We start from the raw sequence: 16,191 nt of genomic DNA, 5'->3' as shown, positions 1-16,191 counted from the left end.
CCTCCGGCTGGGGCTCTGAGCGGCCAGGGGCTCGTCAGCGCGCGACAAGATTCTCAAGGGTGTGGACGACCTCGGCGGGCGAGGGCATCTGGGCGATCTCCTCACGCATCTTCCGGGCGGCCGCCCCGATCACCTCGTCCGTGCAGGCGGTGGTCACAGCGGACGCGATCGCGTCGGCGTCCACGGTGGCGGCCTCGAGAACAGTGGCGGAGCCGCCACCGGCGAAGGCGAGCGAGATCATCGGCGTCTCCGCCGTCTCCGGGATGAGCACCTGCGGCACCCCGAGGTGCGCCGCCGTCAGCACCGACCCGGCTCCGCCCTGGTTGACGATCGCCGAACAGCTCGGCAGCAGCAGGTTGATGGGCAGGTTCTCCGCGACCCGCACGTTACCGGGCAGCTCGCCCAGTTGCGCCCGGTCGGCGGGGGCGACCGCGACCACCAGCTCGATGTCGAGCCGGGTGAGCGCGCCGACCACGCGCGGCAGCAAAGAGGGGTCACCGCCGAGGACGCTGTTGGTCGTTCCCCAGGTGACGCACACGCGGGGACGCCCGGGAGGCTCAAGCACCCACTCCGGGACGGTACCCGCCCCGTTGTAGGGGATGTAGCGCTCGGGCACGCGACCGTCGGGGCGGCCGAACTGCTTGAGGCTGGGCGGCCAGGGGTCGACGGTGCGCAGCGGGTAGTCGTTGCGCACCTCGACCCCGTACCGGTCGAACAGCTCGCCCAGCCCGGTGGGCCACGCTTCGCGCTCGGTGCCGTCGACGGGCTGCCCCTGCAGCGGGTGGCCGTAGATGATGTCGGGACCCCAGATCTTGCGCACGAGCGGGATGCGCAGCGCCGCCGCGACCAGGGGAGCGGCCATCACGATCGGGTCGGTGACGATCAGGTCGGGACGCCAGCGCTCGGCGAACGCCATGAGGCCGGGCGCCATCCTGGTGGCCAGCTCGACCACGGGCGTGAACCGCTCGTCCCTGAGGCGTTTCTTCTCCCCGGGGGACATCGCCTCCAGCTGCGCCGGGCTGAAACTGTTGCCGCTCCTGAGCTTCACCATGCCGCCCATGAAGTCGTAGCCTTCCCCAACCTCCACGGCGGGCAGCCCCATGCCGATCGTCGTCGGGGTGAGCGCCGGCTGCGAGGCCACGCGCACATCGTGCCCCGCGGTGCGGAAGGCCCAGATCAGCGGAGCCTGATGGTAAAGATGGGTCTTGGAGGGCAACGGAGTGAACAGGACGCGCACGGCATACCCCCGTGGATGGCTGACGCTGTTTCACCCAGTCCACCCCACCCCCCTAAAAGAGGACTGAAAACACATCGCCGCCGCGACCGTGGACCATAACGCGGTGCGGACGGGGCAGGAATCTGCGCACTCCGCACAGCTGTGGGATGCTGGGGCCGTGTCACCAACGGTTCGCGAGAGCAAGACCGCCGCCGTGCGTCGGGCGGTGAGCGAAGCCGCCCTCAGCCTGGCGGTCGAGTGCGGATGGGAGAACGTCCGGGTCGAGGACATCGCGGCCAGGGCCGGGATGTCCACGCGCTCGTTCAGCAACTACTTCCGCAGCAAGAACGAGGCGATCTACGGCGTTGACCTCGACCGGTCCGCGGCGATCCAGGAGTACCTCCGGGAACGCCCGAGCGACGAGCCGCTGTGGGCCGCGGTCGTCAACGCCACATTGAGCGCCCTCATGGCCGGGGACACGCGCGACCGGGACCTGGTCAGCAAGGTGCGGCTCGCTGTGGCGGCCTCCCCGCTGGGCAGCGAGTACCTCAAGGTGCACGCGGCGCGCGAGGCGGCGCTGGCCGCGGGCATCGCCGAACGCCTGGGCGTGGACGCCGACGCCGACATCTACCCGCGGCTGATGGCCGCGACCGTGGTCAGCGCGGTCCGCGTGGCGATCGAGTTCTGGATCGACTCGGGGCAGGACACACCGCTGTCGGACTCGATTCGCCTCGCGCTGGAGAAGACCTCCCTGGGCCTGCCCGAACCGGCCCGCTGAACCGGCGGCCGCCAGAAGCAGACCGCCAGCCCACGGGATCTCACCCCGGGGAAGAGGCACGCAGCCGGGCCAGGCGGTAGAGCAGGCCGATGACGGCGGCCATGGGGGCTCTCCCGCCGACGGTCCGCAGCAGCGACCGGATCAGCCACAGCTGCGTCTCGGCGGCGTGAGACGGAGCCCCGTGCACGTCGTCGTGCGTGAGGATCTCGAGGTCGCGGACGTGCTCACGGAGCAGGGCGACATCCGATCCCGGGATGATCTCATCCCGCGCGCAGGCGACGTAGCGAACCGGGATGTCCAGCGCGCGGAGCTCCTCGGGCCGCAGCGCCCACTCCCGTATCCGCTCGAGCACGGCCCCCGGCTTCTCACCCGTCAGATGCGCCAGAGTGTCCACGGTGAGCTTAGGCAACCTGGCCTGCCACTGTCGGTCGGAGAAAAAGTCGTGGACGGGCGCTCCGGCCGTGAGCACCGCCCGGATCCTGCTGTCCTCCAGCGCGCAGCGCAGCGCCATGTGGCCGCTGAAGCTCAGCGCCAGCATGTGGGAGTTCGCCGTGTCGGCCCGGTCGCTCACGTGGTCGAGCAGGCGGGACAGCATCTGCCAGCTGTCCTTGTCATAGCGCAGGGTGTTCTCGCCCACTCCGGGCATCTCGGTGATGATCCCGGCCATACCGAGCCGGCGGATGGCGGCCAGCGTCGGCGCCCACGCCTCCTTGACCGTCACGATGCCGCCGCTGACGACCATCACCGGCCGTCGTACCCCGTCGGACAGACCGGTCGCCCACGCGACGACGCGCCCTTCCGGGAGATCGAGCTCCAGCCGTTCGATGTCCTGGTCCGCACGGCGCCACTGCTCGAACGTCCGGACGGCATCCTCCAGCGCCTGCCGCCGGGCGGGGCCGTCCACGAACGGGAACCGGGCCATGGCGTAGTGACGGCAGGAGTCCAGCAGCTGCCCTTGACGTTCCAGCTCCCCCGCGGACCGGGACCACTCCGCCGTCCACGAGCCGTCGCCGTCTCCGTCGGTGCGGATGCGGGCCAGGACGTCCTCGTGGCCGAGGATCTTCTGCCCCTTGGTGTGGGCCAGCACGAACTGCTTCAGCTCGCCCACGTCATTGGTGCCAAGATCCCCCGCGGGCGTGTCCTCCCGGAAGTCCTCCATGGACTTCTTGATGTCCGTCAGCAGGTCCGCGGCCTCGGCGCCGTCGATCACACGGTGGTCGAAGGTGAGGTTCAGCCGCATCACGGGCGCGACGACCGCCTCACCCTCGCGCGCCACGGGCCGGTCGGCGATCCGGCCCAGGCCCAGCGTGACGGTGGACCCGCCGGTGGAGTGGAACCCGTCCACCGCGCTGTGCGACAGCGAGGTGACCGCGAACGATCCGATGGTGGCGGCCCGGGTACGGAGCGGACGGATGCGTGAACGGTACGCCGCGCCGCCGATCAGCAGGGGCAGACGCTGGATCAGGCGGGCCCCGGCGAACTCCGGGAGCTGCTCGGCGTCACCGCGTACGTAGTGGTCGACCTGCCGCTGGATCTCGTCCAGGCCGGTGACCTGAAGGTGCGGGAGGACGGCCGACAGCACCACCCGCTGCCCGTTCACGGTGTGGTCCATCGTGAACTTGCCGTACACCGAGGGAAACCGGGCGATCTTCGGGCGGAAGCCCCCGCGGATCGCGGCGTTGGCCTCCGGGTGGGCCGCCAGGGCGCGGCTGGCCACCAGCAGCACATAGCTCAGCCACGAGTAGTGGCGGCCCGCCTCACGGGCCCTTGTCCGGTGGGCCTTGATCCGGGTCATGTCCACCTCGGTGTCGAGGTGGACCGGCGCGAACGGCCTGATCTCCCGGAGGAAGTACAGCGTGGGGCGTCGCTCCTTGGCGAGCGGCCTGATCGTCATGCCCGCACCGCCACTTCGTGGATCTTGTGGAGGCTGTCGGCCTCCAGCACCTCCGGCAGCGAGATCGACCGCCCGGTCTGCCGCTCCAGCGCCGTGAGCAGGACCAGCAGGTGCAACGAGTCCCAGCCGGGGACCTGGTCGAGCGGCACGTGCGCGTGTTCGGGCCCGACGTCCAGCCCGATCTCGTCCCGGACCAGGACCAGGAAACTGTCGATGGTGGTCAACGGCTCTCCCCCAGAGACTCGGTGAATCGGATGTGCGTGGGCGGCGCGACGAGGCCGGCGGGGTCGGACAGGTCGTGCCGGAAGGTGAGGACGCCGTCCTCCTCGCCGGACAGGGCGAAGCCGTGGTCGGGGTAGAAGGCCCGCACCGCCGAGTTCTTCGGGCCGGGCCGGTAGACCGCCTCGACCGCGCGCGATCCGGCGGCCCTCGCATCCGCCAGCACCGCGCTCAGGCACGCCGTCTCGATGCCGCGGGAGAACACCCGGCAGCTGAGGACGAAGTTGTCGATGCGCACGGTGTCGCCCGCTTCGCGAGTGAAGATCACCCCGACCATGCCGTGGTCACCGAAGCGGTCCCCGGCGTGGATGCCGAGCACGCGCCGGCCAGGACCGGCGGCGGCCTCACGCACCTGCGGCGGCCGGCACCGCAGCACGGTCGCGTTGAACTGGTTGGTGCGCAGGGTCAGCTGCGCCGCCCGGGGAATCTCCTCCTCGGCCACCGGCGAGAGCCGCACCCAGACGTCCAGCTCGCGCAGGTAGTCGGCGATCGAGTCGAACGAGCTGAGGAACGTGTGCCGGACCTTCTCCTCCCGGTACCGGGAGGGGCGGGCGCGGTCCTCGGCGTTCAGCTCGCGGGTGTCGAACCACCCGTCGTGCAGCAGCCGTTCGATGTGCCGGGCGGGTTCCTCGTCCAGCCGGACGACCGCGACGCCGGGCAGCGCGTGCCGGACGAGCCCGCACTCGTAGGCGCTGTCGTCGGTGAAGACCAAGGAGTCCACGCCGAGGTTGAGGTCCTGCGCCAGGTCGCGGAGGTTGTCGGGCTTGGCCCGCCAGTTCGCCGTCACCTGGACGAAGTCGTCGGGGCGCAGGGCCATGCCGGGGTGGCGGCGCAGCGCCTCCTCGACCGGCTCGGGGTCGTTCTTGCTCGCCACGGCCAGCAGGACGCCCTGGGAGCCCAGTTGTCTGACCACGTTCTGGAACGCGGTGAACGCCTCCCCGCGCAGCCCTTCGCCGACCTCGATGCCCTCCAGCCCGTCGTCGCCGAGCACCCCGCCCCACAGCGTGCCGTCCAGGTCACAGACCAGCGCCTTCTTGGTGCGCCCCGTCAGATGGCGGGCGATGTGGCCGACTTCGCGGGCGTATTGGGCCAGCAGGGCGGGGGACAGGCCGGTCTTGGCGTAGCGGCCGAGCCGGGCGTCCTCGGCTCGGATGCCATCGGCCAGCAGCGGATCCAGGTCCACTGTGATCACCGAGGGAATCTCCTCACCCAGTGCCAGCAGCCGGATGTTGGCCGTGCGCCACGCCGCGCCGAGATGGGCGCGCGAGCGGTGGTCGACGAGCTGGGCGGTGAACCGCCGGGGCATCGGGAGGGTGTTGAGCACCAGGGTGGCCCCGGCCTGCCGGTCGAAGGCGGCCGCGAGGCCCCGCACCCTGGCGACCAGGGCCTCCAGGGCCCGTTCGGCGTCCTTTGCCGTCCACGGCACCGGTACCTCGTCGAACACCATGTCGGGGTCGAGCACGCACAGGGCAAGGTCGGGCTCGGCCTCGTACAGCGTGCTCTTCGGGTCGCCGAGGTCGAAGACGTAGGCGTCGAAGTCGGACAGGTGCGATCGCATGAGCAGGCCGTGGCGAGCCAGCTGTGCGGTGAGCGGAGCGACCAGCGGGCCGAGCGTGCGGTGCCCGGTGACCGCGACCCCGAGCACCGGGGTGGCCGGGTGCGCGTCCAGTACCTCGGCGGGGTCGAGCCGGGCGAGGAGGCGTCCGGCCCTGTCCAGCTCCTCGTCGTCGAGATCGGCCAGCAGGCCTTGGACCAGCGGATAGGAGGCAGCCAGCCGTCCTGATGTGTGCAGTTCGGCCAGCGTCACGCGGCCACCTTCTCCAGCGCGTACCCGGCCTTGATCCACTTGCTGGACTCGATCGCGACGCCCACCGCGCGGTCACCGGCGATCATGCGCGGCAGCAGCCGTTCCAGCTGGAAGAACGGCAGGGCGTTGCCGGTGTTGCCGGTCTCCCGGACACAGCTGACCTCCTGGGCGTCCGGCACATCCAGCCGGGCGTGGATCGCGTCGGTCATGCGTCCCGACAGCTGCGGCGGCAGTACGTAGTCCAGTTCGCCCCGGTCCCAGTCCAGCGCGTGGAGCATCTCCTCCAGCGCCTCGACGGCCAGGGGCGGGACCGCGTCCTGGACCGCCTTGTAGTCCTCGACGGCGGCGGGCCGGTCCAGGTGGCGGTCGGCCCCGCCGAACCAGTTCAGGGTCTGGCCGGGCTTGCGCCCGAGCCCGACGCACCGCACCTGTGTCCGCAGCAGCTCGACTCCGTGCGGCCCCGGCTCGGTGCCGAGCACGGCCGCCCCGGCGCCGTCGCCGAACAGCACGCCGTTGACCTGCTCGTCGGGCGGCAGTGAGCTGACGTCCACCGAGAGGTCGAGGTGCTTGGCGCAGGAGTCGGCGCCGATCACCAGCGCGGTGAGGTGCTCGCCGGAACCCAGCAGCCGACGCGCCACGTCCAGTGCCTGGATCGCGCCCGCGCATCCCGACTGCAGCTGGTACGTGGCCACGTCGTTGATGCCCAGCCGGTCGGCGACGACGTTGACCGTGGCGGGCATGAGCATGTCGGGCGAGGAGGTGCCCATGATGATGAGATCCACCTCGGACGGCGCGGTCCCGGCGGCGGCGAGCGCCCGCTCCCCGGCGGTCGTGGCGATATCGGCGAGGGAGAACCGGAGCTCTCCGGAGTCCAGGTCGACCGAGTAGTGCCGGGCCGGGGTGTCGATGAAGGACTCCACCCACTGCTCCCACACGGAGGGCAGGTTGAACTTCTTGGCCAAAGACGCGATGCCTATGGCCGGGCCGGGCAGCACTGTCCCGGCCGAGTGAAGGTAGACGGTCATGCCTCGTCCTCTTTTCAGCTGCCAGGGCCATGCTGCACGGCGCGGCTTAAGCAGCCCTAAGTGATCACTTCTATGCGGTGGCCGGGGCGCCGAAGCGCGTCGTGAGGATCTCGGCGAGACCCTCGCCGCCGTCCCCGGGCCGCGCCGCCCACACGACCCGGCCGTCCGGCCTGAGCAGGACCGCTTCGGCCTCGACGTTGGCGAGCGGCTTCGTACGGATCAGGGAAACCCGGTCGGTCCAGCCGGTGATGTCCACACCGCCGTCTCCGGGGCCGTCGCTCAGGTCGAGCAGGACGCCCCGGCCGGCCGCCCACGCCCCGGCCAGCTCGGGAACGGCCTGGACCGCGGCGGCCACCCCCGGTATCCGGCGGCCCAGCAGCGGATGAGGATCATCCCCTTCGAAGGGGACGCGGGTGTCGGTGCCCCCGACCATCCTCACGAAGTACTCGTTGACGTCCGGGAACCGCACGAGTTCCGCGAACACCTCGCGCAGCTCCGTCAGCGGGTTGAGCAGCGCGACCTGCGCGCGGGCCGTCAGGCACGCCCGCTGGGCGACCGGACGGCGCTCGGCCTCATAGGTGTCGAGCAGCCCCTCCGGCGCCCACCCGGCGAGGTCCGCCGCGAGCTTCCAGCCGAGATTCACCGCGTCGTCCATGCCGGTGCTGAGCGCCTGCCCGCCCAGCGGGAAGTGGGTGTGCGCTCCCTCCCCCGCCAAAAAGACCCGCCCCGCGCGGTAGCGCTCGGCGAGCCGCGTCACATCGAACCACCGGGTGGCCCCGGCCGGTTCGCCACTGGTGAACTCCACACCCGCGAGCCGGCGCACGGCGGCCTGGATCTCGGCCAGCGGCGGGGCGCCGACCCGGCTGGGGGGCTCGACGCCGAACTCGCCGGTCAGCACCCGGACCATGCCGGCGCCGATCGGGCTCACCGCGAAGAGCCCGGCGGGATACTCCTTCGCGCCCATGTGCTGGCCCAGAACGCTGTCCGGCTCGATGGAGAAGTCGGCGACCGTCCCGTGGAAGGGCCGCTCCTCTCCCGCGAACTCGATGCCGACCGCCTGGCGGACCACGCTGTCCACACCGTCGCAGCCGACCAGGTAGCGGCCGCGCACCACTCCCTCACCGTCCGGGCCCTCGAACCGGATATCGACCCCGTCCGCGTCCTGGGCCACGCCGTGCACGCGGTGCCCGAAGCGCAGGTCCGCGCCGAGCGACCGCGCGCGTTCGGTGAGGTGGTGGATCAGGCGGGAGTGCGGCATCGCGAAGTTGTACGGGTAGCGGCCGGCGAGCTGCGCCGGGTCCAGCCAGATGTGCGCGAAGTGGGCCATCGGGAACTCGAAGCCGTCAGCGCGGCAGGCGTCCATCAGCCCGCGCATCTCCAGCAGCTCGATGACCCCGCCGTTGATGGCCACGCCCGGCGCGTGCGCGTCCGGTTCACAGCGGCCTTCCAGGACGACGACTGCCGTGCCCGCGAGGCGGAGCTCGCAGGCGAGCATGAGTCCGACGGGTCCGGCGCCGACGATGACGACGTCGTGAAGCATAGGAGTGTCCCCTTGAGGAGTCGGTGGTCGGTGAGGACCGGGTGGGTGGGCCGGGATCTAGGACTGCGGGCGCAGGGCCGCGGCGAGTCGGGCCGGGGTCGGGTGGTCGAAGATCTGGCTCGGCGACACCTCCAGGCCCGCCGTGCGCAACCGGGTGCTCAGTTCGAGCGCGGCGAAGGACGACAGGCCAAGGGCGAGCAGGTCGGCGTCCGGGGCGAGGCTGTCGCCCGGACCGACGCCGAGGATGTCGGCGGCCTGGGCCCGTACGGTGTGCAGGAGGATCGCGGTCCGCTCGTCCTGGTCGGCGGCGGCGAGCCGGTCGAGCAGCGTCCGGTCCGGCCCGGTGGCCCGGGCGCCGGCGGCGCCGGCGAACTCGGGCAGCTCCTGGAACAGACGGCTGGAGCGGAGCCACCAAGCGGCCTTCGGGTCGAGGTCGGCCACCGTCACCGCCCAGAGGCCGGCCCGGGACGCCAGGGACAGCGCCTCCGCCGCCACGTCCCAGTCCGGCACCCCCAGCTCCAGCCACAGCGCGGGACCGCCCCGCTCCCGACGCCGCCGGACCAGCGCCTCCAGGCGCGCGTGGGCCGACACGGTGTCACGGGACCCCGCATCGGCGAGGGCGCCCACGCCCGGGACGCACACCACGAAGGCGGACAGCTCCAGCTGCGCCGTGACCTCGTCGACCACGGCCGCCTGCGCGGTTCCCTCCACGGTGGTCTCGGCGACGTGCACCACCGCGGTGGGCGGCGTTTCGCGGACCAGGCGTGCGAGTGCGTCGCGGTCGGCGGGGTCGAGGCCGGTCAGCGTCACGTCGGCGCCGAGTTCCGCCAGCTCCTTGCGCAACAGGGCGAAACCCGCCGGGTCCTCGTGCACAGGGACGGGCAGCACGAGCCGTTCGGCACCGCGTTCGGCCAGCCAGCGGGCGATGTGCCCGCCCAGCTGGCTCGTACCGCCGGTCAGGAGCACCGTTCCCTCCGGCCGCCAGCCGGGCCGGCCGCTCGCCTCCGGCAGGGGGACCCGCACCAGCCGCGCGGTGAACAGCCCTGTCCCGCGCAACGCGAGGAGGTCGTCGGCGGGAGCCGCGGCGAGCAGCTCGACCAGCCGCCGCCGCGTCTGTTCGTCCAGCACACGGGGGAGGTCCAGCAGCTTGATCTCGCGGCGCGGGTGTTCTGGGGCCAGTGCCCGCCCCAGGGCCCAGGCCACAGTCTGCTCCGGTTCAGCGGGCGGGTCGAGCCGCCCGACCGTCACGGCGCCGCTGGTCAGCACCCACAGCGGAGCGTCCACCCCGGCCCGCTCCAGCGCCTTGGGCAGCGCGGCGGTCAGCGGCAGCAGCGACACGACGACGGCGATGTCCCTTCCGCCGGGGATCGAGTCGCGCACGATCGCGGTGAGGTCGTCCTCACTGGTGGCGGACGCCGGCAGGACGACACGCAGGGCCGCGTCACCCACCGCGCCGGCCACCTGCGCGGTCAGTTCGCCTCCCGCTGCGCTTCCGTCGCCGGTGATCAGCAGGACGGGGCGGCGCGCACCGGTGGTGGTGGGCACCTCGGCGACCGGACGCCACATCGTGGTGTGGTGCCACCGCGCCCGGCGCCGTTGGGCGGCCAGCACGGGCAGCAGCGCGCAGAGGGCGGCACGTTGCTCGGCCGACAGCCTCAGCGTCCCGCTGAGCGCTTCGACGTCCTGATCGTCGACCGCCGCCCAGAACTGGGACTCCAGGGACGAGGGCCGTCCCCCCTCGTGACCGGCGGCACCGTCGGTGCCGGGGTTGAGCCAGTAGCCGCGGTGCTGGAACGGATAGTTCGGCAGCGCGACGCGGACCGCGCCCGAGCCCTCGAACGGGGCGGACCAGTCGACCCGGTGGCCCGCCGCGTGGACCTTGGCCACCGCCACGAGCGCGGTCTGCGGCTCCGGGCGCCTGGCGTTCATCACGGGCGCCAGCATCGCGGTCCCCGCGCTGTCGTCCTCCTCGCGCAGGCACTCCCGCGCCATCGTGGTCAAGGCGGTGTCGGGGCCGACCTCCAGGTAGGAGGTCACCCCGGCGGAGCGCAGGGCGCGGATGCCGTCGGCGAACCGCACGGGCCGCCTGATGTGCTCCACCCAGTAGTCGGGGGAGCACATCTGGGCCGGGTCCGCGATCTCGCCGGTGACATTGGACACCAGGGGGATGGCCGGTTCGGCGAAGCTGACCCGCGCAGCGGTCTCGCGGAACTCCTCCAGGACGTCGTCCATGTGCGGTGAGTGGAAGGCGTGGCTGACGGTGAGCCGCCGGACGCGGCGGCCCTTCCCCCGCCAGTGTTCGGCGACCGCCAGCGCGGCGTCGGCGTCGCCGGAGATCACGGTGGCGCGGGGCCCGTTCACCGCCGCGACCGCGAGCTGGCGCTCGCGGCCGGCCAACGTCGCACGCACCTCGTCCTCCGTCGCCTCCAGGGCGACCATGGCTCCGTCCGGCCGGGCCCGCTGCATCGCCCGCGCACGGGCCGCCACGAGCGCGGCGCTGTCGGCGAGGTCGAGCATTCCGGCGGCGTGCGCGGCTACCAGCTCGCCGACCGAGTGCCCCATCAGGACGCCGGGCCGCAGCCCCCAGTGGCCGAGCAGCCGCAACAGCGCCGTCTCCACGGCGAACACCGCGGGCTGGGCATACCGGGTCTGGTGGAGGAGGCCTGCCTCCGGATCATCCTTCGCCGCGAACATCAGCGCCCGCAGCGGGCGGGGCAGATGCCGGTCGAACTCCGCGCACACCTCGGCCAGCGCGTCCGCGAACACCGGGTACGCGGCGGCCAGGTCGCGCCCCATACCAGGCCGCTGACTGCCCTGTCCGGTGAACAGGTACGCCAGAGCGCCCGGCTCGGGAACGGCCTGGTCCACCACCACGTTGCCGGGCAGCAGACCGCCCTGGGCCAGCGCCTCCAGACCACGGGTCAGCTCGGCGCCGTTCGAGCCGACGACGACCGCGCGGTGCTCCAGGGCGGCACGCGTGGTGGCACTGGAGTACGCGACGTCCAGCGGACGCGGGGCGGGTTCACCGCCCAGCCGCGCGGCCAAATCGCCTGCCGCGTGCCGCAACGCGCCCTCGGTGCGGGCGGAGACGAGCAGCGGGACGGGGCGGGCCGGGGCCTGGAGCGGCGCTTCCCGCCGGGTGTCCTCGGGCGCCTCTTCCACGATGACGTGGGCGTTGGTCCCGCTGACGCCGAACGAGGAGACGCCCGCGCGGCGGGGCCGGCCAAGTGCGGGCCAGTCGCGGTTCTCGGTGAGCAGCGCCACGTTCCCAGCAGTCCAGTCCACGTGCGGGGACGGCTCGGCCGCGTGCAGCGTCACCGGCAGTGTCCCGTGCCGGATGGCCTCCACCATCTTGATCACCCCGGCGACCCCGGCGGCCCCCTGCGTGTGCCCGATGTTGGACTTGACCGAACCGAGCCACAGCGGCCGGCCCGCGGGGCGGTCCTGGCCGTAGGCGGCGATGAGCGCCTGCGCCTCGATCGGGTCTCCCAGAACGGTGCCGGTGCCGTGCCCCTCCACCACATCCACATCCGACGGCGTGAGCAGCCCCTCGGCCAGGGCCTGCCGGATCACCCGCTGCTGGGACGGCCCGTTCGGGGCGGTCAGACCGTTGCTGGCGCCGTCCTGGTTGACCGCGGAACCGCGCAGCACCGCCAGCACCGGGTGACCGTTGCGGCGCGCGTCGCAGAGCCGTTCGAGCAGCAGCAGCCCAACCCCCTCGCCCCAGCCGGTGCCATCGGCCCCGGCGGCGAACGACTTGCAGCGGCCGTCGGGGGCCAGCCCGCGCTGCCTGCTGAAGTCCACGAACACGCCGGGTGTGGCCATGACGGTCACCCCGCCCGCCAACGCCAGCTCACAGTCCCCGGCGCGCAGCGCGCGCGCCGCCAGGTGCATGGCCACCAGCGAGGACGAGCAGGCGGTATCGATGGTGACGGCCGGCCCCTCCAGGCCGAGGGTGTACGCGATCCGCCCGGACGCCACACTGGTCGCGCTGCCGGTGCCGAGATACCCCTCGAACCCCTTCGGAGTGCGCTCCATGAGCCGGGCGCCGTAGTCGTCGTACATGACCCCGGCGAACACGCCCGTGCGGCTCCCGCGCAGCGAGTCGGGATCGATGCCCGCGTTCTCGAACGTCTCCCAGCTGGTCTCCAGCAGCAGCCGGTGCTGCGGGTCCATCGCCAGCGCCTCGCGCGGGCTGATCCCGAAGAACGCGGGATCGAACGCGGCGGCGTCGTAGAGGAACCCGCCCTCCCGGGTGTAACAGGTGCCTTCCCGCTCCGGATCCGGGTCATACAGCGCCTCCAGGTCCCAGCCCCGGTCGCCCGGGAACGAGGAGACCGCGTCCCCGCCCGCCACGACGAGCCGCCACAGGTCCTGGGGGGACCGGACGTTCCCCGGGTACCGGCAGCTCATCGCCACGATGGCGATCGGCTCCCGCTGGGCGTCCTCGACGTCGGCGAGCCGCTGCTGGGTCTTCTGCAGCTCCACGGTCGTCCAGCGGAGGTACTCGGTGAGCTTCTCGTGCTTGTCCATGAAAGCCGGCCCTCCTAGGCGCGCCGTGTCATCGTTCGTCCAGCCCGGCAAGCCCGAGCTCCTCGTCGAGCGCGTCGAACAGCTCGTCATCGCTCACCGACGCCAGGTCGTCGTCGGCACTCGCGTCCTGCGCCGTCCGGGAGTCGGTGACCCGCAGCAGCAGCGCCCGCAGCCGGGCTTCGAGCCGATCACGTCCCTCGTCGTCCAGGTCGGTCTCGGCCACGGCGGTCTCCAGCCGTTCCAGCTCGGGCTGCAGGACCCCTGCCCCCGTCCTGCCCTCCTCGCCGAAGTGCTCGCTCAGGTGGTCCGCGATCGCGGTGGCCGAAGGGTGGTCGAAGACCAGCGTGGTCGCGAGCCGGAGGCCGGTCGCGGCCGACAGCCGGTTGCGCAGCATGACGGCGGTGAGCGAATCGAATCCCAGCTCCTTGAGCGCCTGCCCCGGGGCGACGTCGGCGGCGGACTCGTGCCCCAGCGTGGCCGCGATGTGCCCGCGCACCAGATCCAGCAGCGCCTGAGTCCGGCGCTTGTCGTCCAGGCCGCGCAGCCGCCCGGCCAGCGCCGCGCCGCCCGCGTCGGCCTGCCGCAGCCGGCCCGGGGCGAGCCGCTCGAAGAGCACCGGGAGTGTCCCGTCCTGAGCATGCCGCCGCACCGCTGACCGGTCGATCCGGGTCAGAACGAGATGCGGATGGTCGGCGTCGCGCAGCGAGGCGTCGAAGAGCTCCAGCGCCTCGCTGACGGACAGCGGCCGCAGGCCGGTCGTGTTGAGCCGGTCGACCTCGCCCTCGCTGAGCGCGCCGGTCATCTCACTGGCATCCGCCCACAGCCCCCAGGCGAGACTGACCGCAGGACGGCCCTGGGCGCGGCGGTGGTGGGCGAGCGCGTCGAGGTAGGTGTTGGCCGCGGCGTAGTTGGCCTGCCCCGGCGTGCCGAGCGTTCCCGCGGCGGAGGAGAACAGGACGAACGCGGCCAGGTCGGCGTCCGCGGTCAGCTCGTGCAGATGCCACGCGGCGTCGATCTTGGGCCGGAGCGTGGTGAGCAGCTGCTCGGGCGTGAGGTTGGTGACGGTCGCGTCATCGAGTACGCCGGCGGTGTGGATGACGGCGGTGAGCGGGTGTGCGCCGGGGATGTCCTTCACCGCGGCGCCCAGGGCGTCGCGGTCGCCGACGTCACAGGCGGCGATGGTGACGTGGGCGCCGAGTGCGGTGAGTTCGTCGCGGATCCGGGCGGCGTCCGGGGCGGCGGGGCCACGGCGGCTGATCAGGAGCAGGTGCCGGGCGCCGTGCCGGGTGACCAGGTGCCGGGCTGTGTGGGCGGCGAGGGTGCCGGTGCCGCCGGTGATCAGGACGGTCCCGTCCGGATCGAGGGGCGTCTCGGCTCGGCCTTCGGCGGTGGGCGCCAGGCGCGGGACGAGGCAGCGGCCCTCGCGGAGGGCGAGTTGGGCCTCGCCCGTCGCGACCGCCGTGCGGACGGTCGCGTCCACCGCACCGAGGGACGCCCGAGTGTTGTCGTGGTCCAGCAGGAGCAGGCGGTCGGGGTGCTCGTTCTGGGCGGCACGGATGAGGCCCCAGACCGTGGCCGCGGGCAGGTCCGTGATCGGGTCGCCGGGCCCCGCGGACACCGCGCCCTGGCTGAGCACGACCAGACGGGCGCCGACGGCCTGCTCCTGCTCGAGCCACCGCTGAACCGCCTGCAGCGTCCGCAGCGCGGTGGCGTGCGCGGCCTCGGGCCCCGCCTCGGAGGCGGCTGCCACGGCCAGGGTCTCCACCATGGGCACGTCCGCCGCGCCGGTCGGTGCGGAAAGCTCCGTCCATTCCAGCGCGAGCGGCGAGTGAAGCGGCCCGCCCGACGGGAGCGCCAGATCCGCCTCGGTGAGCGGCCGGGTGGTGAGCGAACCGATCGTCAGGAGGGGCAGGCCCGTCCCGTCCAGGGCGCTGAGAAAAACCCCGCCGTCATCGCGGGTGGCCAGGTGGACCAAGGCGCTGGTGGCGCCGGTCGTGTGCAGCCGCACGCCGGTGCACCGCAGCGGGAGCAGCGTCTCCTTCGACGACGTCGCCAGCGCGCCGTCGAGGGCGGCGGCCAGCAGCGCCGGATGGAAGCCGAACCCGTTTGCGCCGACGTCGTCCGGAAGAGCCGTCCGGGCCTGGACGACGCCGTTGCCGGGCGCGGAGAACGAGCGGGTGCTCTGGAACACGCCGTCGTGGTCATACCCTGCCGCGCTGAGCCGCTCTGCCAGCTGTTCGAGGCTGTCGTCGCCCGCACGCTCCGGTTTTGTGGCGACGCTCCGCTCGGCCGCTGCCGTGCCGGGCGACGCGTTCAGCACGCCGACCGCCCGGCGCGTCCACACACCCGCCGTCCGCGTGTGCACACTGACCGGGTGGTCGCCGTCGTCGTTCGCGCCGGAGATCTGCACGCGCAGGTCCACGCCGCCCTCTTCGGGCAGGACGAGGGGCCTGTCCAGCGTCAGTTCCTCGAGGTGATCCAGGCCGAGCAACTCTCCGGTGGACAACACCAGATCGAGGATCGCGACGGAGGGCAGAACAGGCCTGTCCTCCAGCCGGTATCCGGCCAGCCACTCATGCGTCTGGGTCCCGATGCGCCCGGTCGCCACCACACCCTGCCCGTCGGGCAGTTCGACGATGGTGGCGAGCAGTGGATGTGACGCCTCGTCCAGCCCCGCCGACACCGCGTCCTCAAGGCCAGGTCCAGCTGTGGCGTCCAGCCAGTAGTGGTGGTGTTGGAAGGGGTAGGTGGGGAGGGGGGTGTGGGGGTGTGGGTGGTTGGTGGGTTGGTTGGTGGTGGGTTGGTTGGTGGTGAGGCCGTGGGTGTGTGCGGTGGTGAGGGTGGTGAGGAGTTGGGTGTGGTTGCCGTGGTTGCGTCGGAGGGTGTGGTGGGTGGTGGCGTTGGTGTTGGTGGTTTCGATGGTGTGGGTGATGGGGGTGGTGAGGACGGGGTGGGGGCTGATTTCGATGTAGTGGGTGTGTCCGGTGTTGAGGAGGTGGGTGATGGTGGGGTGGAGTTGGACGGTGTTGCGGAGGTTGTCGTACCAGTATTGGGCGTTGAGGGTGGGGGTGGTTCCGGGGTGGGTGGTGGAGTGGAAGGGGGTGGTGGGTGGTTGGGGG

8 protein-coding genes and 1 pseudogene are annotated in these 16,191 nt (G+C 72.4%); 1 reads left to right on the top strand and 8 read right to left on the bottom strand.

Going from position 1 to position 16,191, the window contains the following annotated elements; genetic code table 11:
• Positions 1–34: 34 nt before the first annotated feature.
• Entirely contained in the window at positions 35–1,237 is a 1,203-nt protein-coding gene (locus ACZ6CL_RS37580) for a nucleotide disphospho-sugar-binding domain-containing protein (RefSeq protein WP_468944684.1), read from the bottom strand.
• A 157-nt stretch (positions 1,238–1,394) separates the two neighbouring features.
• Between ACZ6CL_RS37580 and ACZ6CL_RS37575 the strand changes: the two genes are divergently transcribed.
• Positions 1,395–1,994 (top strand): TetR/AcrR family transcriptional regulator, encoded by a 600-nt coding sequence (locus ACZ6CL_RS37575; RefSeq protein WP_468944682.1) that lies wholly within the window; start codon positions 1,395–1,397, stop codon positions 1,992–1,994.
• 40 nt (positions 1,995–2,034) lie between these two features.
• On the opposite strand, the gene ACZ6CL_RS37570 is transcribed toward ACZ6CL_RS37575, so the two are convergent.
• From ACZ6CL_RS37570 to ACZ6CL_RS37540, 7 genes and pseudogenes are all read right to left on the bottom strand, one after another.
• Positions 2,035–3,888: a 2-oxo acid dehydrogenase subunit E2 gene (locus ACZ6CL_RS37570; protein WP_468944680.1), complete on the bottom strand. Its 1,854-nt coding sequence runs from the start codon at positions 3,886–3,888 to the stop codon at positions 2,035–2,037.
• On the bottom strand, positions 3,885–4,112 hold the full coding sequence (locus ACZ6CL_RS37565; RefSeq protein ID WP_468944678.1) for an acyl carrier protein: 228 nt from the start codon (positions 4,110–4,112) through the stop codon (positions 3,885–3,887). The genes ACZ6CL_RS37570 and ACZ6CL_RS37565 overlap by 4 nt, the downstream gene beginning before the upstream one ends.
• On the bottom strand, positions 4,109–5,974 hold the full coding sequence (locus tag ACZ6CL_RS37560; RefSeq protein WP_468944676.1) for an HAD-IIIC family phosphatase: 1,866 nt from the start codon (positions 5,972–5,974) through the stop codon (positions 4,109–4,111). The genes ACZ6CL_RS37565 and ACZ6CL_RS37560 overlap by 4 nt, the downstream gene beginning before the upstream one ends.
• Entirely contained in the window at positions 5,971–6,999 is a 1,029-nt protein-coding gene (locus ACZ6CL_RS37555) for a 3-oxoacyl-ACP synthase III family protein (protein WP_468944674.1), read from the bottom strand. The genes ACZ6CL_RS37560 and ACZ6CL_RS37555 overlap by 4 nt, the downstream gene beginning before the upstream one ends.
• A 70-nt stretch (positions 7,000–7,069) precedes the next feature.
• Positions 7,070–8,539, bottom strand: a complete 1,470-nt coding sequence (locus ACZ6CL_RS37550) for an FAD-dependent monooxygenase (protein ID WP_468944671.1) — start codon at positions 8,537–8,539, stop codon at positions 7,070–7,072.
• Positions 8,540–8,596: 57 nt separating this feature from the next.
• Positions 8,597–13,054 (bottom strand): annotated as a pseudogene (locus ACZ6CL_RS37545) (type I polyketide synthase); the annotation flags it as partial.
• Positions 13,055–13,100: 46 nt separating this feature from the next.
• A partial coding sequence (locus ACZ6CL_RS37540; RefSeq protein ID WP_468944668.1) for a type I polyketide synthase occupies positions 13,101–16,191 on the bottom strand: 3,091 nt, incomplete at its 5' end.

Source organism: Streptomyces sp. NPDC041200, from assembly GCF_055591805.1.
The sequence above is the reverse complement of the archived record's forward strand: the minus strand, read 5'-3'. Positions and strand labels throughout refer to the sequence as shown.